Origin of the sequence: Bacillus suaedaesalsae (genome assembly GCF_016890225.1) — a bacterium.
GTDB classification, from domain to species: domain Bacteria; phylum Bacillota; class Bacilli; order Bacillales; family SA4; genus Bacillus_BS; species Bacillus_BS suaedaesalsae.
Map to the genome: position 1 here is coordinate 62,922 of NZ_JAFELM010000045.1, position 24,924 is coordinate 87,845.

Here is a 24,924-nt window from a genome sequence, read left to right on the forward strand (position 1 = left end):
CCGAAACGGAGTCATGTAATTTTATAGGATGATAGCAATTAATCCACCAGATCCTTCGTTGATGATTCTTTCTAGTGTTTCTTTTAGCTTATATCTTGCATTTTCAGGCATTAAGGCAAGTTTCGCTGAAATTCCTTCGCGTACAATAGAGCTTAGCGAACGTCCGAAGATATCCGAATTCCAAATTGAAAGTGGGTTATCTTCAAAGTCTTGCATTAAGTATCTCACAAGCTCTTCGCTTTGTTTTTCTGTTCCAATAATTGGTGCAAATTCAGACTCTACATCTACCTTAATCATATGAATGGATGGAGCAACTGCCTTCAGTCTCACACCAAATCTTGAGCCTTGACGGATGATTTCCGGCTCATCTAAAACCATGTCAGATAATGCTGGAGCAGCGATTCCATAACCTGTTTGCTTTACCATTTTTAACGCATCAGCTACTTGGTCATATTCTGCTTTTGCATACGCAAAATCCTGCATTAATTGTAGTAAATGATCTTTCCCTCTAATTTCAACTCCTACTACTTCTTTTAGGATTTGATCATAAAGAGCATCAGGTGCATAAAGGTCGATTTCTGCTACACCTTGACCCATTTCAATTCCTGCTAGCCCTGCATGTTCAATGAAGTCATACTCACTGAATTGACCTACCACTCGGTCTACATCACGAAGGCGCTTAATATCCTTCACTGTATCTTGAACAGCCTCTTGGTAGCTTTCACGTAACCAGTGATTGTCACGAAGTACCATTACCCAACTAGGAAGGTTTACGTTTACTTCAAGTACTGGGAACTCATATAACGCTTCACGAAGTACGTTGAATACATCTGTTTCCCTCATACTTTCTACACTCATCGCTAAAACAGGAATATCATACTTTTCAACAAGTGATTGACGTAATTGTTCTGTTTCAGGATGGTGTGGATGAACTGTATTAATAACCATAATGAACGGCTTACCAACTTCTTTAAGCTCATTAATGACACGTTCTTCGGATTCTAAATAATCACTACGAGGTATCTCCCCAATAGAACCATCTGTTGTAACTACAACACCAATAGTTGAATGTTCTTGAATTACTTTTCTCGTCCCAATTTCTGCCGCTTCATGAAAAGGAATTGGCTCCTCATACCACGGCGTGTTAATCATTCTTGGACCATTTTCATCTTCATAGCCTTTTGCTCCAGGAACTGTGTATCCCACACAGTCAACTAGACGAATATTTACGTCAAGACCTTCTGAAACATGAAGTGCAACAGCCTGATTTGGAACAAATTTTGGTTCCGTAGTCATGATTGTCTTTCCGGCTGCACTTTGAGGTAACTCATCTTGTGCGCGTGCTTTGTCAGCTTCATTTTTAATGTTAGGTAAAACTACTAATTCCATGAACTTTTTAATAAAAGTAGATTTCCCTGTTCGAACTGCACCCACAACTCCTAAATATATATCGCCACCAGTGCGCTCAGCGATATCCTTAAAAATATCTACCTTTTCCAAGTGATCCCCTCCCGATCTTCAAACTCTTGGGATATAATTATCCAAAAATGATTAGTAAAACTAGGACAGTATATCTTATGATGTTGTCCTATTTAAATATGACTATCTTTCTAGAAAAATTTCTTTTTTACTATTTTTGCTATGTTAAAGCCGCAAGAAAAATAGGGCTTCAATTCTTTAACAAAGCACTAGCAAGAGGCTTAAATGAAGAAAACAAAAACCCCTCTGTAAGAGTTTATTCTCTTATGAGGGGTTCATGACTATTTTTTTAAAGTTTAATGAGTCTTTCTACACTATTTGTCCAGAAGATTAATTTGATTTACTTGAATGATGAAAGACAGGTTCATTATTTTCAATAGAGTAAGGAACTGAAAAAGCTGGTACAAATACACTTTCCTGTACGAGTAAATCACGAATATCCTGACCTGGTTTAAAATCATATTCCTTCTTTTGAAGGTACGTATTTAAGTCAATTGAGTAATCAATATAAACTTCACCATCATGATCAATAATGAACGGAAGACTTGTACTGGAATATGGACTTTCAACGGTAGGTGGGTTTTCAAAACCTAGCTTTTCATAATTTAATGAGTAGACATTATTGGATAATTCTTTATCAAATGGCGCAAACCCGTTTGATCTTTTATACACAAGTATCCTTGATTTTAACTCTCTAATTTTATCTACTAATCGTAAATCAATTAATTTAACAGTAGGATTTTCCTCAACATCGACTAGAACATACTGGTATATCCCACCACTTTCAAAAGCTGTTGAAGGTGGTTCGGGAATATATTGAGGTGTAATTTTCCCAAAATCAATTGGATACTTCTGATAAATTGGTGTTTCCATATCACGGTCTTTAATCGGAATAATACCACCATTATCTTCCTTGAATCGATCAACTGCTCTCTGAACTGACTGTAATTGATCTTCATACGGAATCGATTTTTGCGTTAAGCGATCCTCTGGATATAGACACCCTGACAAAATTAGTGTAAGAAACATTAATAATATACTAGTTTTTTTCATTTTTTTCCGCCTTGTCTTTTTGCTTATGTAGTTATTCACTAACAGGTCCACTTAAAACAACGAAAATCATAATGAGGCCGGCTATAATCATAAAACTATAAGCTAAAAAGCTGGTAACCCATTTGAATATTCCTTTAAGTTTATATCGACTTAGCATGATGGTTATAATCGCTAGAAACATTAAACCCATTGAACCGAAAGAAAACCACATTTTAATTAACCCTGATGACATTTTTCTCACTCCTTCTAAGGAATCGACAAAATTATACCATAAAATAAGCTTCCATTCACTATGTAGGACTTCTAATTATGTTCGCTTTAGTCTAAACAAACTTGAAAAAAGAATTTCCCCCTTTGTTTCAGGCTATTTAAAACTACAACTTTTAAGATTCACAAAAAAACTGAAGTAAGGGGGGCGACCCTACTTCAGCCATCGACTAAATGAACCCATCTTTTCAGCTCAACTCAAAGTTTGCTTCATAGTAACTTATGCATCTTGCCTTGCATTTGCATCTTCAAAAAGCCTAAATATCTAAACTATTTTTATCCTTTATTTGAACTGGACTGCAAGTTTTCCTGTAAGTAATAAAGGGATAGACCCTTTAAGTGATTTCCATCACGGATCGTATTGTAATTGGCCTATTTTTTAAACATTTTGCCAATTGTATTCATATCCATTGGCAAATTATTGCTTACAATTGCCTTCACAATTTTATCCTCTTTTTCCTTTGATACAGGCTTACCTGCAAGAGCAGATACTTGCTTAATTAACTGACGAACTGTTTTTTCATCTTGAAAATTAGCATCTTTCACAGAATCTGCTACTTTAAAGATATCCTCTTTTTTTATATTTGTTTTCTTTTCAATATTGTCAAAAAGACTCATCCTTACTTCCTCCTTCGCATATGACTCACCATATCGTATGCAAAGAAGAAGATTCTGTGATTGTTTTTTAGGCTTGGAAATTGAACTTGTACGCTATTCTTTTGCTAAAATAGATGCAAGGTCCTCAATTTCGTGTGTTTTCCCTCTAGCCATTAAGGAATCCACTGCTTCTTTTGGATCTTTATTATTAAATAGCACATCATAGAGCGCATTCGTTATAGGCATACTTACATTCATCTTTTTTGCGAGTTGGTAGGCTGCTTTCGTTGTACGAACACCTTCTACCACCATTCCCATGTTCTCAAGCACTTCATCTAGACTGTGACCTTTACCTAATAAATTTCCCGCTCTCCAGTTACGACTATGCACACTTGTACAAGTTACAATTAAGTCACCTATACCAGTTAGACCTGCGAATGTTAAAGAATTAGCCCCCATCGCTACACCAAGTCTTGCAATTTCCGCAAGACCTCTAGTGATTAATGCTGCCTTTGCATTATCTCCATACCCAAGACCATCCGTAATCCCGGCAGCAAGCGCGATAATATTCTTCAAGGCACCACCAATTTCAACTCCAACAACATCTGGATTCGTATAAACTCGTAAGTTTCCATTAATGAACATATCCTGGATTTCTTCCGCAGCCTGCATATTCTCACAGGCAACCGTTACAGTTGTCGGCTGACGTCTGCTAACTTCCTCTGCATGACTTGGTCCAGAAAGTACAACAACATCCTTTAATAAGTGAAGAGGCATTTCCTCCTTAATCACTTCCGATACACGTTTAAATGTTTCAGGCTCAATTCCTTTACTAACATGTACAATTGTAATTGGCTCTGTTTGTGTTTCTCGTATTTTTCCTAGAACTTCCCTGATTGCTTTCGTTGGTACAGCAAGAATCATTGTACTAATTCCGTTTAACGTTTCTGATAAAGAAGAGTACCCAATAACGTTAGTAGGAAGTGTGACACCTGGTAAGTACTTTTCGTTTGTATGTGCTTCATTAATTTCCTTTATTTGCACTTCTTTATGCGCCCATAAACGAACTGTATAATCATTATCAGCTAAGACCATTGCTAATGCCGTTCCCCAGCTTCCTGCACCTATAACCGCTACGTTTTTCACCATCATCCCTCCACTACAGAATTATTTACGTGCTCTTGCAAAAATTTTGATCGGAGTCCCTACAAATCCAAATGCTGCTCGTATTTGATTTTCAAGGAATCGCTCATATGAAAAATGCATAAGCTCTGGTTCGTTAACAAAAACTGCAAAGGCTGGTGGCTTTACCGAAACCTGTGTTGCGTAATAAACCTTTAAACGCTTTCCGTTATCTGTTGGTGCTGGGTTCATCGTTACCGCATCAAGAATAATATCATTTAATACATTCGTTTGAACGCGTAAGTTGTGATTTTCAGCAGCTGTATTAATAACTGGAAGAAGTGTTTGAATTCTTCTTTTCGTTTTTGCAGAGAGAAACACAATAGGAGCATAGTCAAGAAATTGAAAATGAGCTCGGATTTTCTTTTCATATTCTTGCATCGTCTTCTCATCTTTTTCAACTGCGTCCCATTTATTAACGACAATGACAATAGCTCGTCCCGCTTGATGAGCATACCCTGCAATTTTTTTATCTTGTTCAATAATACCTTCTTCTCCATCTAACACAACTAATACCACATCGGAGCGTTCGATTGCCTTAAGTGCACGTAGCACACTATACTTTTCGGTGCTTTCATACACTTTCCCTCTTTTTCTCATACCCGCTGTATCAATAATGACATAGTCAGTGCCATCTTTTGAGTACGGAGTGTCAATTGCATCACGAGTCGTACCTGCAATATTACTAACGATTACACGCTCTTCTCCTAATAATGCATTAACTAATGAGGATTTCCCTACATTCGGTCTTCCGATTAGAGAAAACTTAATTGTATTTTCGTCATATTCTTCATCCTCTTGTTGTGGGAAGTGTCCAAATACTGCATCAAGAAGATCCCCTAATCCAAGACCATGTGAACCTGAGATTGGCATAGGCTCACCAAAGCCTAGTGCATAAAAATCAAAAATGTCACTGCGCATTTCCGGGTTATCAATTTTATTAACAGCTAATACTACAGGCTTATCAGAACGATAAAGAATCTTCGCTACTTCTTCATCCGCAGCAGTTACCCCTTCTCTGCCATTTACCATGAAAATGATAACATCCGCTTCATCAATTGCAACTTCTGCTTGTTGACGGATCTCTGCTAAGAATGGTGCATCACCTATCTCAATTCCACCAGTATCAATGATATTAAATTCCTTGTTTATCCATTCTCCCGAGCTATAAATTCTATCTCTTGTAATTCCAGGAATATCCTCTACTATAGATATTCTTTCACCAACAATTCTATTAAAAATAGTTGATTTTCCTACGTTTGGTCTACCAACTATCGCAACAACTGGTTTTGGCATAACATAACTTCCTTTCTATTCTGTAACAGCAGTCACCCTAAAAACTTAGATTGAATGCTACGAAATCCCTTCTATTTGAAGAAGGGATTGTCCATACTAACCTTTATATCCTACCAAAAATGTGTAAGGAGAACAATCTTTTCCTTTAATGCTTAACGATGATATATACATCCTCACTAATTTTGTGGGCAATTCCGTCCAAGATGGCTTCTAATTTTTTTGCATAATCATCCATTTCTTTTGTCTCACTACAAATAAATATGGCAGTACCGCCAGTAACTTTACTTGAATCAGTCGTTACAACTGCTAATATATATTTCTCTAAATTCACTTAATTTTTCTCCCCTTTTCATTTGCTTTCGATTCAGTTGGCATACGTATGGCATTTTCAAGGGTTGGAACTTGACCAATCACTTCAATGGCCTTTTCGACGTCCTTCACATGTGGTAATACAAATACTCCTACACGACCATCATCTAAGTCCCGCTTCGCTAATGGCACTAGCGCAGGCGTTCCCGAATCACGGTAAACACCCAATGCAGTTGAGATATCATGTAAAATCGCTTGTCTTTGACCGAGATTTGCAATGGTCATTCTCACATTAAAATTCTTAGGTTTTAGAACAAATCCCATCCCATATTTCAATACTTCTTCTTGTCTCTCTGGAATACCAATATTCATAATATAAATGTTATCCACATATAATCCAGCACCATCAAAATGTGGTTTAACATGTTCGATATCAACAATGTCTTTTAACTTACCACCTGACATTAACTTCTTCGATATGAACAACGCGATAATTCCCGCAATTATTCCTACCCAAATGTTCCACACTAAGTAGCTAAAAGTACAAATAAACGAAGTAAAAATAACTAGATAATTTCTTCCTTCAAATGCAACAGCAATTCCTTCTATGTATGTATTTCCTCTCGGTACTAGTTCAAATGAATCAAGTTGGGCTAAAGTATTACGCTCCATATTTCGAACTTCTCGAAATTGAGAGGCTGCTAATGTTAAAAATGTAATGGCTGTGAAGTCCTCTTCCATTATGGATGGTACTGCAACTGTTCCGAGTCCTGCTGCTATAAATCCAAGTGCAAGATGAATAATCTTACCATGTAAATAGGTAGGGTATTGACGATAATCTGTCCGAAGCATATACAATCTAGTTAAAGTACCAATCACAACTCCAAAAAGAATTGGGTATGTGTACTCATTCATAATATCCCAGCCTTTCGCTTATTCGTTTTATTCATACTATGGTTAAAATGAGATGTTACTATTTCTAAGCCATTCCAACTTGAGATAAATAATAACCCTAGAGCTGCTACATCGAAGAAACTCAGGCTACCAAGTATATATGGAAATGAATAATATTTCATAATACAAAAATGAACAAGTTCTCCATAACAAACCCCGAAAGCAAATGTAAGAAACCTTAATTCCTTTTCTTTCATTAGGAGAAGAACGATGTAGGTAAGCAATGCTCCTAGCATAAACTTAGGATTAAATAGTACCCAAACTGGATCAAATAAACTAAATAAATAAAAGCATACATAGGCCATTGTCAGAATCAATGTACAAATAAGAAGGTATGGGAGTTTCTTATTTGGTATCTTTGAGGAGTAGATGAAAGCAGAGATAAATAAAGTAATGTAACCGAGAGTAATTTCAAAATTAATAAACACCCATGAAATATCTGCTGTAATGATAAGGAATAGGAATAATATTGTTAGATAAGTTCTAGTACTATTCTTCTTATGAAAAAACGTTACAATAATCCATCCAATCCAAGTAAACCAATAAAACCAAATGCCTTCCATTGTCCACCCTCCTATCATTTCCATTATGACTACATTTCATGAAAATTAATCAGTTTCAAATGTGGAATGTAGGAACGTACAATAGGTAACGATAATAAAGTGAAACTTCAACTAATGAGAATTCACTTCCTCATTAGTCGGTAGTTGAAGCAATCGGGTTCTCACTGGCGCTTACCACTTGCTTAAACATGTCGAATTAACCTGTATTTTGGAGTGGGGTGTTTGCGCCAGTTGGAACGGGATAGACGAAAAAGGTTAGGAGGGATATAAGTGGGTAAGGATCGACAAGAGAATAAACTGAAGGCTTCTAAACGTGTTGAATCAGATCGTGATCAACAACTAAATTATCCTGGTGCAACAACTATGGAAGGTCCAGATGAAGCAAGAGCAAGAAACGAGAAAAAGGGATCATTTCATTAAACTAAAAAAAGCAATAGGCTAGCTCCACATCGAATTCGTGTTGGTGCTAGTCTATTTTCATTAACAAGGTTGTGTTAAATATTATTGTTGATGATTTTGGTGATTGTTGAGTTTATCGGAAGGTGATGGACTCCTTCGAGAGCAGCTAGACAGGTGATCTCGCAAATACAATGGCCCTAGGATAATCACAGAGCGCCCCGTGGTAAGCTGCAGCTGGAACGGAAATCAAAATCATGATAAAGAGCGTTCATCAAAAAAACAGCTCAACATAAATGAGCTGTTTTACTGTGACTATATGTTTTTAGTAATAATCCCGCGTTCAGATAGCCAGTGATGCGTAGCACCTTTCATAATAATTGGCGCTTCTTTCAATGCTTGTATATCCTTCTTTCCTAATGCTACCATTAAGTACTTTATATCCTCATGGATATCATGAACTTCTTCAATGACCGACAATACTCCTTTTTGAACAAGTAGCTTCAAGAAATATCCTGCCATCCCTACACCACTTGCACCTAGCCTTATTGACTTTACAACGTCTAATGCATTCATAATCCCACCAGAAGCAATCACAGTTAATGTAGGAGCTGATGAAACAACTTCTACTAGAGATACCGTCGTTGGAATACCCCAGTCGTCAAAAAATTGAAGACGTCTTTGTCTTCTCTCATTTTCAATTTTCGAGAAGTTTGTCCCACCAAATCCACCGACGTCAATGATACTTACCCCTATTTCAGACAGTCTCTTCGCAGTTTCTTTACTCATACCATATCCGACTTCTTTTATAATTACAGGAACACCTACGGAATTAACGATTTGTTCAATTCTCTTCAGTGCCCCTGTGAAATCACGGTCTCCCTCTGGCATAACAAGTTCTTGTACAACATTTAAATGGATTTGCAATCCATCCGCTTCAATCATTTCGAGTGCTCTCTTCGCCTGCTCAACTGTTGCCTCGCTCCCAAGGTTAGAAAAGATTATCCCATTAGGATTTTCTTTTCTTACTACTTCATAAGAGAAACACTCAGAAGGGTCTTTTAAGGCAGACATTTGACTTCCAACAGCCATAGCTAGACCGCACTCTTTTGCTACTGAAGCAAGTTGTTGATTGATTTCAGCTGTTTCCTTTCCGCCTCCACCAGTCATTGCATTTATAATTATAGGCGAACTTAAGGAAAGTTCGCCTATTTTACTCGCAATAGATATATCATGGACAGACAAATTAGGTAGACTTTGATGGATGAATTGGATGTCCTCAAATCCATGTGACCGACTTTGACCAGTTTGCACGGCATGTTGTATATGGTCAACCTTTCGTCTAGCTCTGCTCATTGTATCACCATTACTTCAATTTATTTAATTTATCACCTATTAAATCAGCTAAGCTAAATCCAGTAGCCTCTTCTTTTTGTTGGTATTCAAGGAAGTCAGCCTTATCATCTTCCTCAAGTAGTTCACGGATACTTAAAGAAATACGCTTATTATCTTCATTAATGTCAAGGACTTTCACTTTTACCTTTTCACCTTGCTGCAGTGCCTCTTGAGGAGTAGCAATGTGTTTATTTGAAATTTGAGAGATGTGTACTAAACCTTCAACACCAGGGAATAGTTCAACAAATGCTCCGAAGGACACTAATCGCTTCACTGTTCCTTCTACTACAGAACCAACCTGTAGTTCCTTTGACAATTGCTCCCATGGACCTGCTTGCGTTTCTTTAATTGATAATGAGATTCGTTCATTATCAAGGTCTACACTTAGCACTTTTACTTGTACGCTTTGACCTTCTTCCACAACATCAGATGGTTTAGTTACGTGGTCATGTGATAATTGAGAAATATGAACTAATCCATCAATTCCTCCAATATCCACAAAAGCACCAAAGTCTGTTAAACGTTGAACAGTTCCTTGCAACACTTGACCAACTTTAAGCGATCCTATTGTTTTACGCTTTTGCTCAGATTGTTTCTCTTCCACTACTGCACGATGGGAAAGAATGATACGGTTTTTTTCTTTATCAAGTTCAACTAACTTAACCGCAAGTGTTTTACCGTTATAATCAGAGAAATCCTCGACAAAATGTGCTTCGACTAGTGATGCTGGAATAAAAGCTCTTACCCCAAGGTCAACAACAAGTCCACCTTTCACAACTTCCTTCACGACTACATCAAACACTTCTCCAGAGTTAAGCTTCGATTCCAACTCTTCCCAAGCATTTTCAGCGTCCACAGCACGTTTTGATAAAATAACAGCATCGTCTTCTATCTTTGTTACCTTAAGTTGTAATGAATCACCTTCATTTACAACTTCACCTGCTGATTCAATATGTACGCTTGATAGTTCGCTAATGGGTACGATACCGTCTGATTTGTAGCCAATGTTTACTAGTACTTGCTTCTCTTCTACCTTTGTTACGGTACCTGTAACAACATCTCCTACTTCAATTGCTTTTAAATCCATAACTTCTTGGTTCATTTCTTCCACTTGAAAATACCTCCTTAAATCCACAACAGTTTTATCGTTGCATGATTTTTCCACTTTTTTATATGTATGAAAAAGGAAGGTAAATACCCTTCTCATTATTAATGAACTGACTTACTTAGTTAAGTTACACAATTATTTGATGGGTAGATATGAATGATCATTTATTCTAACTTCTAATAAATACATTTTTTTGTCAAGTAATATACCTTCCACTACTTATTTTTTTCTAGTAGCTCTTGAATTGAGTTCATGATCGATTCCGTAGCTTCATCTGCTGTCGCTTTTCTTTCACGAAGTTCATGAAAGTCTAATGGTTTCCCAAAAACTACTTTTAGTGGCTTAAACATTTTGTAGGGACCAATAATCGCACACGGTACAACTGTTGCATCTGTACGTAAGGCAAAAAAACCCGCACCAGATAACCCTTGACCTAGTTCTCCTGTTTTACTTCTTGTTCCTTCTGGGAATAATCCTAAAACGTTACCATCTTTTAAAACCTGAAGACCTGTTCTAAGCGCTTGTTTATCGCTCATTCCCCTTTTAACTGGAAATGCGTTAATGCTAGGAAGGATTGACTTTAAAATAGGTAATCTGAACAACTCCTCTTTTGCCATGAAGTGTATCGTTCTCGGAGAAGAAATCCCTACAATAGGAGGGTCAAGATTATCAATATGATTAGAGCATAGTAATACTCCCCCTGTTGTTGGAATATTCTCCGCTCCTATTACTTCTAATCTATGCAAAGGGCGTAAAACACCATTACATAATGCTTTACCTAGGTTATAAAGGTTCACTCCGTACCAATCCTTTCAAGAGCTAACGTCATGATTTTGTCTACTACTTGTGCGATTGATAAAGAAGTTGTATCGATTTCGACTGCATCCTCTGCCTTTACTAAAGGAGAGACTTCTCTTTCAGAATCAATTTTATCTCGTTGTTCAATTTCATGTATTAGCTGATTTAAGTCTGATTCAAATCCTTTTTTCAGGTTTTCTTCATGTCTTCGTCGTGCGCGTTCATCTACTGAAGCTAATAAAAACACTTTAACTTCAGAATGTGGAAGAACCGCTGTTCCAATGTCTCTTCCATCCATTACAACTCCGCCCTCAGTTGCCATATCTTGTTGTCTCTTAACCATATCTTCTCGAACTAGACGATGTTGCGCAACAAATGAAACATTATTTGTTACAGAATTCGTACGAATTTCTTCAGTAACATCTTCTTCATCCAGGTAAACTAACTGGCCATTATCTGATGGCTTTAAGCTAATAGTTGTAGACCTTAGCATTTTTGCAAGTTGCTCTTCATTATGTACGTCTACGTCTACTTCATTAGTTAATGCTTTATATGTAAGAGCTCGATACATCGCACCTGTATCAATATATATGTATGATAAATTCTCTGCAACTTTCTTTGCTACAGTACTTTTACCTGCAGCCGCTGGTCCATCGATTGCGATTGAAATTTTTTTACTCATAGTTCCTCCCAAATACATGTTGTTAAAATTCAATTGGGTTTTTTCATTGTTGTAATGTGATGAAAAGCCTGCAGTAATTTTTTCTCTATCGAGACCAACACCGTACAATAACAAATCCAAAAGAAAAAAAGCAGGTTCTACCTGCTGTTATTATTTATACAGATAGCTCATATTTAATAAGCTCAGTTCGTTCCAATTTTACCATAATTACTGATTAAATGTTTCTACAATTTTCGTGTACGTATCTTTTGTTACCCCTTCATATTGAATTACTTTTGATAAATAAGGAGAAACCTGACCGTTCATCATGACAAATTGCGCAACAATTAAAAATATGAATTGAATGATTACAAGTTTAACTAAAATACTTTCAAAGCGTTTCATCTAATCCCCCATTTCACGAGTCTATTATAGTTTTAGGGGGAAAATGTATTTTTATACTTGTTATAAGCCTTTTCTTTTTAAATTTAATTGTCTTTCAAAAGAAAATCTAATTAGAAGCTGACGTTGACTCTCTGTTATGCTCAAAAATTCGATTGGCATTTTATCACGTTCTCCATTTTGACCTGGTATAACTCGAATGACTCTGGACCTTAATACTAGATTATGATAATCACCAGATTGCATAGGGAGCACAACCCATAAATCTATTATTGTGTCGCTTTCTAACTTTACATTAGGAGGAAGAATTAGTGCAGCTCCTCCAGCGCTAATATCTGATGTGATCGTCACAAACGGAGAAAACTGGCCTTCTATTGGATGAACTGCCACGTCTACAGGTGTATCCACCCTAACATATTGACGACGTTGTACTCTTATTAAGTTCTCATTACCTGGATACGATATTGCAATCATTGGGATCTGTTGTTTTGTTCTTCCTTGTACCTCAGTTTCGAACAAATACACGGTGTTATCTTTGCCTACAAAAGAACCTTTAAACTGTGTTCCATCAAGTAAGAATACGGTTTTCCCTGTATTTATAGAAACCGGATAGTCAATATATAACTGCTCTCCGTTTCTCTCAACTAGTTTGCATTTATATTTTTCGTGTTCTGAAGAATATTTGGGCTCTAGTATTAATGTATCACCTATGTTAATCATGATAACCCCTCACTAACTTTACACCATTACTTGTCCTTATTATCTCATGGAATAAGAAAAAGGAAAAGTCATAAAACGACCTTTCCTTACTCATTTTTAGACATCTGTTTTATTATATACCGTTTCTGGGTTTTTAAATTTCTCAACCTTTTCTTCTTGACCAGTTTCAGCATTTATGAAAATCCGATACGTATCATTATCAATTGTCCCTAAAAACTCGTAACAAAGAACTTCTTTTTCAAGATCATTGATAATAATAGCCAATCGATTTTCCATTACTTCTACTCCGGGATTAATCTTCTTCCTTGCTTCTTCAACTGAAATTGCTGGTTTCGGTATTTTTCTGTCATGGTGTGCCATTAAGTAATTTTTTGCAGAAAAGCCTACAACATTTCCATCATCCAAAGCTACCTTCATCGTAACCGTATCAGGATATATGAGCACATTGTCTTTGACTGAAGAAAAGGTAAAAACACCGATATTATCAAACTGTGCACTTTCATTTAATTCTAGATTTTTAAATTTGTGTTCATTCAAATATTTTTTTGCGTTTTCCATTGCTTCATTCAAACTGATATTACGTTCCTTTACGTCACGACTTCTCAGCACCCATATTGGATATCCACCTTTTTTTGTGACATCCATATTGATCGTTGCCTCTGATTTTGGATCTTGAATTGATAAACTATAAAATCCATAATCCGAACCTTTACCGTTTTCAGTAACTTTTACTTCTTCACTTCCCTGTAAACCAAGGAAATCTTGTGCAACTTTTATCGCCTGTTGTTTAGAAATATCATTTCCAGTCAAATATTTAAATCCTTTTTCCTCTTTATTCATAGATGTAAAAGAAGGACCGAAATCAGCTTCTGAATATGCCTCTACATTTTTCTCAACCGTTTTGAAACCATCAATGATCGAATTGTCCTGTTGGTCGTCTGTCGATAACGCTAACTGCACATCCATCCATCTTAGATTATTTTCTAATACAAGATGTTGTACCTTTCTAAGTTCTTTTTGAATATCAGCAGACTTTTCATAAAGACTTTGCAATGTCTTATATTCGTCATCTGTAAGAGGTTCTTTATCTAGGTCACGAATGGCAGTACGATAACTAAAATCACCGACATTTGCTAAGAACTCTTCCGTCTTATTAAACGGTAACAGTGTTAGTGGTAGCTGACCTACATCAGAATGTGCTGCAGACGTAATTCTCCACACTTCAGCTAAGGAAGGAGATAGTTGCTGCCTTGAGTTCATTGCTAATGTAGATCCGATTTTATCGTTTAACAAGTCAACTTGATAGCTCAAATCATGAAATGCGCGTTGATAATTATTTTCTGCATGTATTAAAACTGCATTTTTTTCTATATGTTCTTGGTAGCCCCAGTAGGCAGTTCCTGCTACCCCTACGACTAATACTCCTATTAATATTCCTCTAAGCATATCATCTCACCTCTCTATTTACAGAAGATGTGTTTTCCGATTCGTTTAATTTGAGGACGACTCCAAATCCATTTATTTGTAGCTGTATCAGGATTAAAATAATACATAGCCTCTCCAGTTGGATCAAAACCATTAATCGCATCTAATACAGCTTTTTTTGCTTGTTCATTCGGAGTTAACCAAATTTGACCATCTGCCACCGCAGTAAACGCACCTGGTTCAAAAATTACACCTGATACTGTATCTGGGAAGGTAGGACTATTGATTCTGTTTAATATAACAGCCGCAATAGCAACTTGCCCTACATACGCCTCCCCTCTTGCCTCACCGTAAACGGCATTTGCTAATAGCTGAATATCATTTTGAGAGAATCCATTAGGCATGTTTACAGCAGTAGCTTTTGGTGCCTCAGGTGCAGCTTCTTGTTTTTTCGGCGTTGGTGCTGGCGCTGCTGGTTTTGGCTGTTCCTGTTTCGCAGGTTGCTCCTGCTTAGGAGTTGGGGTTCCTTGTTGCTGTGCTGGTGTTTGAGTTCCTTGTTGTCCCTGCTTTTGAGCAGGTGTCTTTGCCCCTTTTTGTCCTTGCGTTTTAGCAGGAGTTGGGGTTCCTTGTTGCCCTTGTTGCTTTTGTTGCTCGGGAGCTTTTGTTCCTTGCTGAGCTGCTTGTTGCTCATTTGTCTTTTGTATTGTTTTGTTTGGTGCTTTTTGTGGAGTTGGCGTTTGAGCTTTTCCTTTTTGTATTTGCTGCCCAGATGGCGCCTTTGCTCCTTGCTTTTGTGCAGTGTTTAATGCCGTTTGTCGGTTTTGCTCTGCTGCTTTTCTAGCTTTCGTTATGGTTGCTTGGCTTGGGGCACTTTGAATATTTAACGGCATACCCCCGTAATGAGTGAAACGTCTACCTTGATTTATCTGTTGATAAACATAATCTTTATAATACTTTGTAGCTCTAATTAACATATCTTTCGATTTTTGCCCTACAAAACCATCTACCGTTTCTAGACCAAACTCCTTTTGGAAATTACGGACAGACCAATACGTTGACCAACCAAATACACCGTCAATAGGTCCGTGATAGTATCCGTTATATTGCAAGCGAGCCTGTAATTCTATTACATCTTCTCCAGTTGCGCCTCGTTGTATCACTTGATCGCTAAATGCATAGCTAGGCTGTGCTGGGAAAAGAGTAACGGCAAAACAAAGAATAATGACAAAAACTAGAGGAAATCTCCAGAAAGATTGAAACCTCATCTTCTTTTACCTCCTTAACCAAATTCTAAGATGTCTTACAAGTATTTTCTGTATAAGAAGATAATTTTATTCAGAGAAGTTATGATTTACAGTTCTATCTATCATTAAGCGACTTATTCTCTCATACTGTTGTTATTAATAATGAGAGTTTTTACTTCAATCAACTACTGCTTCATAATTAACAGAGATAGTGCACACAGCCAAAAATAAAAAAACAACTGCACAATGCACAGTTGTTAATTAAAGGTAAATTACTGATTTACATGACTCCCTGCGTAGTCATGGTATTTACGAGCAAGCTTAGCTTTACGAAGTCCTAGCCACCATAGAAAGATCATAAAAGGTACAATGTAAAGCTCCCATTTTTTTATCGAATAGATAATAAAATCATAAAAACCATGTAAGAAAAACGGTACACTTAAAGATAAAATGATAAATTGTAGTTTTGTTTTACCAATTGAAAATTTGGCTTTACCAAGATAATATCCCATTATTACACCAAATAGTGCATGACTTGAGACAGGTAATAGTGCTCTACCAAATGCAAAATCTACTCCATGTGCGATTAGATACAATATATTTTCTGCGCTTGCAAAGCCTAGTGAAACAGCTGCCCCATATACTATTCCATCATATACTTCATTAAATTCCGCATGTTTATAAGCGACATAAAACACAATAAACCATTTTGCATATTCTTCTAAAAATCCTGCTATGAAAAAGGCATGCATGAGTCCCGAAACAAAGATGCCTTCCTTCTCAAGGACATATTGAATAAACATAATTGGAAATACTAAAATAGCTCCAATAATGAAGTTTCGCAATACCATAGAAATAGGTTCTGTTTCATATTCATCTTTTAAATAAAAGTAACAAAGTAATGCAACACCTGGAGCAATACCAGCTGTTATGATACTTAACATATTTAATTCCTCATTTCTATTCTAATCTGAAAATGAGTGATTTTTTTCTAGCCAAGACTCCTAACTTATCGTAACATGATATTTGGGAAAAGAGAATGTATCATTTTGAAATTATTAGGAAATTATGGGAGGGTTTATGAAAAGAATTCTTTTACTTCATACAGGTGGAACGATTGCAATGAAAGAAGATAAGAATACAGGATCAGTTAGCCCTGAGGGTGAGAATCCTTTGCAGGAATCCCTTTCTTCTTTGAATCAAATTGCAAATATCGAGTCGGAAGAAGTTTTTCAACTCCCTTCCCCTCATATCACCCATAAAGAGATGTTTTTATTAAAGAAAAGAATTGAACAAGCATCTCAAACAGAACAAGTTGATGGTGTTGTTATTACTCACGGTACTGACACACTTGAAGAAACGGCATACTTTTTAGATTTAACACTAAATGCAGGTATTCCAATCGTAATTACTGGTGCAATGAGATCTAGTAATGAAATAGGGTCTGACGGTCCATACAATTTACTATCTTCTGTAAAAGTAGCTGCTAGTAATGACGCCGCTAATAAAGGGGTACTCGTTGTCTTAAATGACGAAATACATACGGCGAAAAACGTCACAAAAACACATACAAGTAATGTATCTACATTCCAAAGCCCACAATATGGGCCGATAGGAATTGTAACAAAACGAGGCGTGTTCTTCCATCACTATCCTATGTATCGAGAAAATTATGATATCCAAGAAATTAAAAATCGGGTCATGCTTATAAAAGCATATGCTGGTATGGACTCCACACTTTTGTACGGTCTAAAAAGCATGAATATAAACGGGCTCGTAATCGAAGCACTTGGACAAGGTAACCTACCACCTGCAATGATTCCAGGAATAAAAGAACTTCTTCAGCACAACATACCAATTGTTTTAGTTTCACGCTGTTTTAACGGAATTGTACAAGACACATACAGCTATGATGGCGGAGGAAGACAATTAAAAGATTTTGGTGTGATTTTCTCAAATGGTTTAAGTGGTCAAAAAGCACGAATCAAATTAATGGTAGCATTAGAGAAAACGAAAGAATTTAGTGAGCTTCAAAAACTTTTTTTAGAATAATAACCAAAAGACCTTTTCCATTTTAATGGATAGGGTCTTTTTCTTTGATAGACGATGCAATAAGCCCTCCGTGAAAGCGGCCATTTTCAATGAATATTTCATTGGCATTATTACCTGCAGCAATCACACCTGCAATATAAATTCCTTCAACGTTGGTTTCCATTGTTTTTGAATCATAAGTTGGTCTGCCTGTCTCTTCATCAATCCCAATGCCCATAGATTGTAAAAATGAATGGTCTGGATGATACCCAATCATAGCAAACACAAAATCATTTTTAATCGTTGTTTCCTTACCATCTTCTTCATAAGTTAGATCTTGTTCAGTTATTTTCACTACATTGGCGTTAAACTTCATTGTAATAAGCTGATTTCGCACTAATGAATCAAACTCAGGTAAAATCCATGGTTTAATGCTTTGTGAATATGAATTACCCCGATATAAAACAGTAACTCTAGCTCCTACCTTTTCTAGTTCTAGGGCTGCATCAACAGAGGAATTCTTACCACCAATAACGGCAACGTCCCTATCGAAATAAGGATGTGCTTCTTTAAAATAATGAGAAACTTTATCTAACTCTTCACCAGGTACATGTAAACGATTGGGATGATCATAGTATCCAGTCGCAACTACTACATATTTCGTTTCATATGTGTTTTTTGAAGTTGAAACTGTAAAGAGTTCGTTTTCCTTTCTTACTTGTGTAACCAATTCATAAGAGTGAATTCGAAGCTCTTTTCGCTTGACAACTTCTCTATAGTAAGCTAGTGCTTGTGAACGTAGAGGTTTTCGATTTTCAGTTATAAATGGTATGTCTCCTATTGATAATTTTTCACTTGTACTAAAAAACATTTGATGTGTCGGATAATGATGAATCGCATTGACGATGTTTCCTTTTTCTATAATTAATGGAGAATAGCCGACTTCCTTTAGAGCTATTGCTGCAGCTAACCCGCAAGGACCACCACCAATAATTATGACATCTTCCCTCTGCATATTAGTCCTCCTCTTTTTGTAGAAAATACAAAGCAAAAACCCTATCATACAAATTATGATAGGGTTTATTTAAAGTTATTGCAAAGAATTAAATCCAGCCTCTGAAACGAGAAGCTTCAGCCATTTTACGAACACCAACCATATAGGCAGCTAAACGCATGTCAACACGGCGGGACTGCGCAGTATCATAAATGTTATTAAATGATTTGACCATCACTTTTTCAAGCTTTTCTTCAACTTCTTCTTCTGTCCAGTAATAACCTTGGTTATTTTGAACCCATTCGAAGTAAGACACCGTAACTCCACCCGCACTAGCAAGTACATCAGGAACTAACAGAATTCCACGCTCAGTAAGAATTTTAGTCGCTTCTAAAGTAGTAGGTCCATTAGCTGCTTCAACTACAATCGTTGCACGGATATTATGTGCATTCTCTTCTGTAATTTGATTCTCAATGGCAGCTGGAACCAATATATCACAATCAAGCTCAAGAAGTTCTTTATTTGTTATTGTATTGTTAAATAGTTTTGTTACAGTTCCAAAGCTATCTCTACGATCTAATAAATAATCAATGTCTAATCCCTTCGGATCATGAAGTGCACCGTAAGCATCTGAAATACCGATAACCTTTGCTCCTGCATCGTGCATGAATTTTGCTAAGAAACTACCAGCATTACCGAACCCTTGTACGACAACACGAGCTCCTACAAGATCGATTCCCTTTTTCTTAGCTGCTTCATTAATACAAATCGTAACACCTTTGGCCGTTGCAGATTCACGACCATGTGAACCACCAAGTACAAGCGGCTTACCGGTAATAAATCCAGGTGAGTTAAATTCATCGATTCGACTATATTCATCCATCATCCAAGCCATAATTTGTGAATTTGTAAATACGTCTGGAGCTGGAATATCTTTTGTTGGACCAACGATTTGGCTAATTGCTCGAACATATCCACGGCTTAAACGTTCAAGCTCTCTAAATGACATCTCACGTGGATCACAGACAATTCCACCTTTACCACCACCGTATGGTAAATCGACAATACCACACTTTAAGCTCATCCAAATAGATAATGCTTTTACTTCTTTTTCTGTTACGTTCGGATGGAAACGAATACCACCCTTTGTAGGTCCAACTGCATCGTTATGTTGAGCTCTATATCCTGTAAATATTTTAACAGAACCGTCATCCATCCTTACTGGAATCTTAACAGTCATTAAACGTAACGGTTCTTTTAATAGTTCATAAACTTCTTCTGGGTATCCTAATTTTTCTAATGCACTATGTATGACAGTTTGAGTTGATTTTAAAACGTCTAGTTTATCTTCACCATCATGAGATTGATCTGTGTTCTTTTCGGCTACCATCTGTAAACCTCCCAAAAATTTTCAACTAATAAGTATTGTCTAGCTACCCGTACATAGTATACACCTTCAATTAGTTTATGCAAAGATAGAAAAATAAACTTTTCGAAAGTTTTTTGTAAACGATTTCATTATATATACATCAAGGAAGAAGAGGACTGAATACTTAGAAAATTTGTATTTTTACAACGGTTTTTGCCTTTTCTATTTTACCAAGCAATCTTCGTTTTTATTCATTTTCGGGAGATAATAATAAACCTTTACAGCTATAGGAAACTGTAAAGGTTATTGATTTTTTATAAAATGCGTGTAAATCTGTTTAACAGCATTTTCACTCATTATTTCCTTACCATACTCACATACTCGATAAATTGTAACAGTTGCCGAGTTTCCGAATTCAGCTAAAACTGGAATTACATCATCAATTAAGCGACCTGTTATATCACTATCTTGAAATAATAAATAATAGTGATTTTGAAAGAAGTATAATGAGCCTCCTTCAATTTCTAGTGCAATCAATTGATTGGATAATGAGATAACATCTTCAAACGAATTAAATTCATAGAAAATATCCAAACTCTCATCAACTGTTACTTGCATTTCAATATATTCATCTAAGAAGTCGTCATCATCCTCAAGATGTACTCCCTCTTTTGTAACAATTACAACCATTCCTTGAGCTTGCAATGAATATACCTCTACAGCAAGTGGGCCATCTACTTCAAATCCAAGCTCAATACTCGCTTCATCCATCATATCTTGAAACAATTGTTGAACCTTTGGAGCATCCTGCCATAAATCTTCCTTCGTTAATCCACGTTCCAAAAGGTCATCAAATGTGAGGAATACTTTAATCTTATTGTAGGTTAAACGTTCTAAGCGCATTGGGTAACCTCCCTACTACCAACTCCCACACCCTTACTAATACTATATGAGAAGATAGTAAGATGGTTCATCGCAAATTCTCTTCTACATTCTAGATTCTAGCCAAGAATCCCACTCAGCTTTTGTATTTCCAACTATGTGCCTCTGATATAAATCCTTTTGATCTTGTGTTGTAAATTGAAGAGCATTTCCTCCAACTCCAATTTCGACAGTAGGAAATTCGTTTATTAATCGATCAACTAGTATCAAGGTTTCAGGTAAATTCATACCGAGTGTACACGATAAGAAGAGGAACTTAGGATTTACCTCTTTTAACACTATATCCACATCCTCAGGTGCTATACTGCCACCTAAATAGACTACTTCATATCCTTTTCTACGGAGATAAAGGGTGAAAATTAGTAAGCCAAATTCATGTAATTCATTCGGTCCACAGACCGCCACTACTTTTGGTAAGTATGAGTTTGTAGGTAGTGAATGCATGATATTCCCAATTCTTGATCTGAGAAAAGAAGAAGCAAAATGCTCATGAGCACTTGTTATTTTCTTTCTCTCCCATAAATCCCCTGTCCGAACTAAGACAGCTCCCAGTATATCAATGACCACTTTATCGATTGAATAAAAGCTAAAGGCCTGATTTAAATACTCATGTGCACTATTTTCATCAAAATGCATTAGAGCATCTAATAGCTTGTCTGCAAGTTCATCATCAAAATAGCCTTCTGATTCACTGTGATTGGATGTCTCAGTAATTAAGCCACTATTTTCTAATAAGTTTATGGCTTGGCTTATGGTAAACCCTTTGTTTATTTTTTGGATAAGCCATTTTAGTAGTTTTACGTGCTCTTCCGTGTATAGACGATGTCCTGCTTCATTGCGAACAGGTGCGATGATATGATATCTTCTCTCCCATGCACGAAGGGTACCAGCTTGAATACCGAGCATTTGTGATACAGCTTTAATATTATATTTTCCTTTTGGTTCTGACATAACACTGGTCCTCCAATAAACAATTACTATACTATGCCCAACCATAAGTTTGTATTCTTTAGAATACCGTCGAAAACTTGTTGCAAAAGGGCATTAAATACTTTTTCTTGTTAGAAGTATAGCCCAACTTCAGTTGTGTGTAAACTTTGTATAACTTTTGTTTATTATTTTTTTTATATTCATTGTATCAATTTAGATTCAACACTGCTTCAAGTTATTTTTTATGAGCAATGGTTAGTAAATGAGTTTCAGCAGGTGCTCCTAACCTTAATGGTATTGCGGTTGTTCCATACCCATTACTAATAAGAAGCTTTGAATGCCCGTATGTAAAAACTCCTCCACGTTTGTATGGTCCGAATTTCCCTATGCGGATTTGTCCACCATGAGTATGCCCACTCAAAATTAGTCGAATATGATATTCAAGTTTCAATTGATTTACAATTTGTGGATTATGACTGACTAAAATTTTAAAACTAGGGTCATGCGAATCAAGGATTGCAAGATCTAAGCGGTCCCGTTCCTTAGCAATATCGTCTACTCCAAGCAAACAAATTTTTTCACCGGTACTTGACTCAAATGTTACTGATGTATTATCTAATATTTTGACTCCATTACTTAACAGGATGGAGTCAAGCTTCCTGTAATCTACTTCATAATCATTGTTTCCCCAAACAAAATAACAAGGTCCTAACGCTCGTAGCTTTTTGATATTTTCTTCTACTCTTGTGAACGGAACATTTTTCTCGGTTAAATCTCCACCGATAATCACTAAATCTACATTATCTACAATCGAATTTAACATCGAAGAAGAGATGTCACGCTTATGAATATCTGATATAAAATAGATTCTAATTTTCCCAAAACTATCTGGAAAATCATTGAAGTATAATTCAGAAGATACTATTACATTTTTATGTGCCTCAAAATACATATATAAAAGTAGAAGCATGGATAAACATGCTCCTATAAAGATGGTTATGAATAAAGTCATAGTTCCTCCCTACTTCTTTCATACGATAAATGTCTCTTTAAGTTTATAGAAATCATACCATAGATCACGGTCATTAGAAAAAACAACAGGAAAACAGAAAAATTTAATAAAAATAAAACAATAAAGTTTAATAAATATAGGGAAGAAACAAAAATCTCACCAAGGCTTATATTTCCCTTTTTACTATAAGCGTATAGTAACTCAATACTATTTCTAAATAGTGCGCTACTTGCAAGAAATCCGATTAAGAAAAAGAACATCCCAATGACAAACGATGCAGGATCTAATATGACTGCTGAAATAAATTGCGTTGAGTAATTAAATAAAAAGGGTGGAATTAGGATAGCTGAAAGTAAACTGCACATAAAACCTGCTGAATTATATAGAACATAAGTAAACATAAAAATCCCTCCTACCTACATGTATGAGGCAAGAGGGATGAAGATGATACTTCGAATTAATCTTCGTGAATATCTAAGACACGGAAGCCAGCACTTTCTAGTTTGCTAACGAATTTATCCATATTATCGTTCTTTTCAACCTTCATTACAATTCTTCTAACTAATTTATCTGTTTCATCAAACGTTGCAAGTGAGATAATCTTTTCATGATAATGTTTAGCAATTTCAGCTAATCTAGCGATACGGCCTTCTGTTTCAACAGACGTAAATGCAATTCTTACTCCTGGACGGTGCAAGCCAAATGCACTTTCGAATTGTTCAAGAACATCTGAACGAGTAACAATCCCTAAGAATGTTAAATCCTCTTCAACAACAGCTAATAAAGGTGTATCCTTTAGCTTAACTAACGTATTTTCGAAAATCTCTTCCCCATTAAGATAAATATCTTTTCGTGTTGCAACTTCACCTGCAGTTTTCTCTGCTAGGAATGTTTCTTTATCTTGAGGACTTTTAAAGAATTCTTCGTATACGTGAAATCTTGTAATGATACCAGCATACTTCCCCTCTTGTAATACTGGCATACCATCAACATCATGCTTTTCTAGAAAGTTTAACGTATCACTTAATGATGAATTAAAATCAACAGTAAAACTGTGGTGATTTGCAATCATAATACTTTTTACGAACATAATGACACTCCCCTTATTTATCAACAATACCCAAAAACATTTTCTTTCAATTCCTTTACACTCACTATATTCAACATTCACTCAAAAAAACCTTTCACACTGAAACATTTTTTATTAAACTCGCCCATACAATGATTGAAGAAAACCTTTTCATCACGAAATCATGATCTCATCAAGAATAGGAGGTTTTATTTTTATGTTTACTCATTATAAAAAATGGTATCCGTACGCGAGTCCGTTCGATCCATGTCCGCCAATTCCAGTAAAAACATATTCGACACCGCCAAATCTTTACGTAGGATTTCAGCCACAAGGCTTACCACAGTATTCTCCAAAAGAAGCGTTATGCAAAGGGACGTTGTGGCCGATTTTTTATGATCCCTACTTCAGTCCATATGAAAAACCTGTAAGGGAGGATGCTTAACGTGAAACAGCTTCCGCCAGAATTTTATGCGTTGATGGAGGATTTACAGGCAGTTGATTTTGCTTTAGTTGACTTAACTTTGTATTTAGATACTCATCCGAATGATTATGAAGCGATAAGGCAGTTTAATCAGTTTGCGAAACAAAGAGGGCTATTAAAAAAGCAAATTGAATCACAATTTGGACCTCTTCAACAGTATGGAAATAGTTATTCAGGATATCCATGGAATTGGGATGACGGTCCTTGGCCTTGGCAACTTTAAACTGATTAAGGGGGGAGCTTT

The 24,924-nt window shown here is 36.3% G+C and carries 29 protein-coding genes; 4 read left to right on the top strand and 25 right to left on the bottom strand.

The annotated features are described in order from the left end of the window. Positions 1 to 21 precede the first annotated feature (21 nt). The 9 genes from spoIVA to JR050_RS19635 all read right to left on the bottom strand — a co-directional run bounded on the left by spoIVA (position 22) and on the right by JR050_RS19635 (position 7,700). Positions 22 to 1,500 (bottom strand): stage IV sporulation protein A, encoded by a 1,479-nt coding sequence (gene spoIVA / locus JR050_RS19595; protein WP_204205350.1) that lies wholly within the window; start codon positions 1,498 to 1,500, stop codon positions 22 to 24. Between the two features lie 309 nt (positions 1,501 to 1,809). Then, a complete protein-coding gene (locus JR050_RS19600) occupies positions 1,810 to 2,532 on the bottom strand; it encodes a hypothetical protein (protein WP_204205351.1) in 723 nt (240 codons plus the stop codon). Between the two features lie 31 nt (positions 2,533 to 2,563). Beyond that, on the bottom strand, positions 2,564 to 2,764 hold the full coding sequence (locus JR050_RS19605) for a DUF2768 domain-containing protein (protein WP_204205352.1): 201 nt from the start codon (positions 2,762 to 2,764) through the stop codon (positions 2,564 to 2,566). 407 nt (positions 2,765 to 3,171) lie between these two features. Then, positions 3,172 to 3,417, bottom strand: a complete 246-nt coding sequence (locus JR050_RS19610; protein ID WP_204205353.1) for a stage VI sporulation protein F — start codon at positions 3,415 to 3,417, stop codon at positions 3,172 to 3,174. Positions 3,418 to 3,510: 93 nt separating this feature from the next. Next, a complete protein-coding gene (locus JR050_RS19615) occupies positions 3,511 to 4,545 on the bottom strand; it encodes an NAD(P)H-dependent glycerol-3-phosphate dehydrogenase (protein ID WP_430392904.1) in 1,035 nt (344 codons plus the stop codon). A gap of 18 nt (positions 4,546 to 4,563) precedes the next feature. After that, positions 4,564 to 5,874 (bottom strand): ribosome biogenesis GTPase Der, encoded by a 1,311-nt coding sequence (gene der / locus JR050_RS19620; protein WP_204205355.1) that lies wholly within the window; start codon positions 5,872 to 5,874, stop codon positions 4,564 to 4,566. A 145-nt stretch (positions 5,875 to 6,019) separates the two neighbouring features. Further along, a complete protein-coding gene (locus tag JR050_RS19625) occupies positions 6,020 to 6,205 on the bottom strand; it encodes a capping complex subunit for YIEGIA (protein ID WP_204205356.1) in 186 nt (61 codons plus the stop codon). After that, positions 6,202 to 7,098 carry a YIEGIA family protein gene (locus JR050_RS19630; RefSeq protein WP_204205357.1) on the bottom strand — a complete coding sequence of 299 codons (897 nt, stop codon included), beginning with the start codon at positions 7,096 to 7,098 and terminating at the stop codon, positions 6,202 to 6,204. Before JR050_RS19630 ends, JR050_RS19625 begins: the two co-directional genes overlap by 4 nt. Next, positions 7,095 to 7,700 (bottom strand): YphA family membrane protein, encoded by a 606-nt coding sequence (locus JR050_RS19635; protein ID WP_204205358.1) that lies wholly within the window; start codon positions 7,698 to 7,700, stop codon positions 7,095 to 7,097. Before JR050_RS19635 ends, JR050_RS19630 begins: the two co-directional genes overlap by 4 nt. A gap of 270 nt (positions 7,701 to 7,970) precedes the next feature. Here JR050_RS19635 and JR050_RS19640 point away from each other — a divergent pair, with 270 nt between their 5' ends. Further along, the gene (locus JR050_RS19640) at positions 7,971 to 8,120 is read left to right on the top strand and encodes a YpzI family protein (protein ID WP_204205359.1); all 150 of its coding nucleotides are present in this window, start codon (positions 7,971 to 7,973) and stop codon (positions 8,118 to 8,120) included. A gap of 291 nt (positions 8,121 to 8,411) precedes the next feature. On the opposite strand, the gene fni is transcribed toward JR050_RS19640, so the two are convergent. The 9 genes from fni to prsW all read right to left on the bottom strand — a co-directional run bounded on the left by fni (position 8,412) and on the right by prsW (position 16,793). Then, positions 8,412 to 9,452: a type 2 isopentenyl-diphosphate Delta-isomerase gene (gene fni / locus JR050_RS19645; protein ID WP_204205360.1), complete on the bottom strand. Its 1,041-nt coding sequence runs from the start codon at positions 9,450 to 9,452 to the stop codon at positions 8,412 to 8,414. A gap of 10 nt (positions 9,453 to 9,462) precedes the next feature. Continuing rightward, positions 9,463 to 10,593 (bottom strand): 30S ribosomal protein S1, encoded by a 1,131-nt coding sequence (rpsA, locus tag JR050_RS19650; RefSeq protein WP_239454504.1) that lies wholly within the window; start codon positions 10,591 to 10,593, stop codon positions 9,463 to 9,465. Positions 10,594 to 10,814: 221 nt separating this feature from the next. Beyond that, positions 10,815 to 11,396 (bottom strand): 1-acyl-sn-glycerol-3-phosphate acyltransferase, encoded by a 582-nt coding sequence (locus tag JR050_RS19655; RefSeq protein WP_204205362.1) that lies wholly within the window; start codon positions 11,394 to 11,396, stop codon positions 10,815 to 10,817. Beyond that, positions 11,393 to 12,079 (bottom strand): (d)CMP kinase, encoded by a 687-nt coding sequence (cmk, locus tag JR050_RS19660; RefSeq protein ID WP_204205363.1) that lies wholly within the window; start codon positions 12,077 to 12,079, stop codon positions 11,393 to 11,395. Before cmk ends, JR050_RS19655 begins: the two co-directional genes overlap by 4 nt. A gap of 207 nt (positions 12,080 to 12,286) precedes the next feature. Continuing rightward, entirely contained in the window at positions 12,287 to 12,463 is a 177-nt protein-coding gene (locus JR050_RS19665; RefSeq protein ID WP_204205364.1) for a YpfB family protein, read from the bottom strand. Positions 12,464 to 12,523: 60 nt separating this feature from the next. Further along, positions 12,524 to 13,180 (bottom strand): flagellar brake protein, encoded by a 657-nt coding sequence (locus JR050_RS19670; RefSeq protein WP_204205365.1) that lies wholly within the window; start codon positions 13,178 to 13,180, stop codon positions 12,524 to 12,526. A gap of 96 nt (positions 13,181 to 13,276) precedes the next feature. Next, positions 13,277 to 14,626 carry a germination protein YpeB gene (ypeB, locus tag JR050_RS19675; RefSeq protein ID WP_204205366.1) on the bottom strand — a complete coding sequence of 450 codons (1,350 nt, stop codon included), beginning with the start codon at positions 14,624 to 14,626 and terminating at the stop codon, positions 13,277 to 13,279. A gap of 14 nt (positions 14,627 to 14,640) precedes the next feature. Continuing rightward, on the bottom strand, positions 14,641 to 15,870 hold the full coding sequence (locus JR050_RS19680; protein ID WP_204205367.1) for a cell wall hydrolase: 1,230 nt from the start codon (positions 15,868 to 15,870) through the stop codon (positions 14,641 to 14,643). 251 nt (positions 15,871 to 16,121) lie between these two features. Next, positions 16,122 to 16,793 (bottom strand): glutamic-type intramembrane protease PrsW, encoded by a 672-nt coding sequence (gene prsW, locus JR050_RS19685; protein ID WP_204205368.1) that lies wholly within the window; start codon positions 16,791 to 16,793, stop codon positions 16,122 to 16,124. 136 nt (positions 16,794 to 16,929) lie between these two features. On the opposite strand from prsW, the gene JR050_RS19690 reads away from it, so the two are divergent. Further along, positions 16,930 to 17,901 carry an asparaginase gene (locus JR050_RS19690; RefSeq protein WP_204205369.1) on the top strand — a complete coding sequence of 324 codons (972 nt, stop codon included), beginning with the start codon at positions 16,930 to 16,932 and terminating at the stop codon, positions 17,899 to 17,901. A 22-nt stretch (positions 17,902 to 17,923) separates the two neighbouring features. Here JR050_RS19690 and JR050_RS19695 read toward each other — a convergent pair whose 3' ends face one another. The 7 genes from JR050_RS19695 to JR050_RS19725 form a co-directional block, all read right to left on the bottom strand. Then, the gene (locus JR050_RS19695) at positions 17,924 to 18,895 is read right to left on the bottom strand and encodes a YpdA family putative bacillithiol disulfide reductase (RefSeq protein WP_204205370.1); all 972 of its coding nucleotides are present in this window, start codon (positions 18,893 to 18,895) and stop codon (positions 17,924 to 17,926) included. An 88-nt stretch (positions 18,896 to 18,983) separates the two neighbouring features. After that, positions 18,984 to 20,264, bottom strand: coding sequence for a Glu/Leu/Phe/Val family dehydrogenase (locus tag JR050_RS19700; protein WP_204205371.1), 1,281 nt, complete (start codon positions 20,262 to 20,264; stop codon positions 18,984 to 18,986). A gap of 282 nt (positions 20,265 to 20,546) precedes the next feature. Then, on the bottom strand, positions 20,547 to 21,146 hold the full coding sequence (locus JR050_RS19705; protein ID WP_204205372.1) for a genetic competence negative regulator: 600 nt from the start codon (positions 21,144 to 21,146) through the stop codon (positions 20,547 to 20,549). An 84-nt stretch (positions 21,147 to 21,230) separates the two neighbouring features. Next, positions 21,231 to 22,136, bottom strand: a complete 906-nt coding sequence (locus JR050_RS19710; RefSeq protein WP_204205373.1) for a MerR family transcriptional regulator — start codon at positions 22,134 to 22,136, stop codon at positions 21,231 to 21,233. 214 nt (positions 22,137 to 22,350) lie between these two features. Then, positions 22,351 to 23,127: a metallophosphoesterase gene (locus JR050_RS19715; RefSeq protein WP_204205374.1), complete on the bottom strand. Its 777-nt coding sequence runs from the start codon at positions 23,125 to 23,127 to the stop codon at positions 22,351 to 22,353. Next, positions 23,124 to 23,528, bottom strand: a complete 405-nt coding sequence (locus JR050_RS19720; RefSeq protein WP_204205375.1) for a hypothetical protein — start codon at positions 23,526 to 23,528, stop codon at positions 23,124 to 23,126. The genes JR050_RS19715 and JR050_RS19720 overlap by 4 nt, the downstream gene beginning before the upstream one ends. A 56-nt stretch (positions 23,529 to 23,584) precedes the next feature. Continuing rightward, complete coding sequence (locus JR050_RS19725; RefSeq protein ID WP_204205376.1) at positions 23,585 to 24,217, bottom strand: CBS domain-containing protein; 633 nt, start codon at positions 24,215 to 24,217, stop codon at positions 23,585 to 23,587. A 196-nt stretch (positions 24,218 to 24,413) separates the two neighbouring features. Here JR050_RS19725 and JR050_RS19730 point away from each other — a divergent pair, with 196 nt between their 5' ends. Further along, complete coding sequence (locus tag JR050_RS19730) at positions 24,414 to 24,641, top strand: spore coat associated protein CotJA (RefSeq protein WP_204205377.1); 228 nt, start codon at positions 24,414 to 24,416, stop codon at positions 24,639 to 24,641. A gap of 1 nt (position 24,642) precedes the next feature. Continuing rightward, positions 24,643 to 24,903: a spore coat protein CotJB gene (locus tag JR050_RS19735; protein ID WP_346726789.1), complete on the top strand. Its 261-nt coding sequence runs from the start codon at positions 24,643 to 24,645 to the stop codon at positions 24,901 to 24,903. Positions 24,904 to 24,924 lie beyond the last annotated feature (21 nt).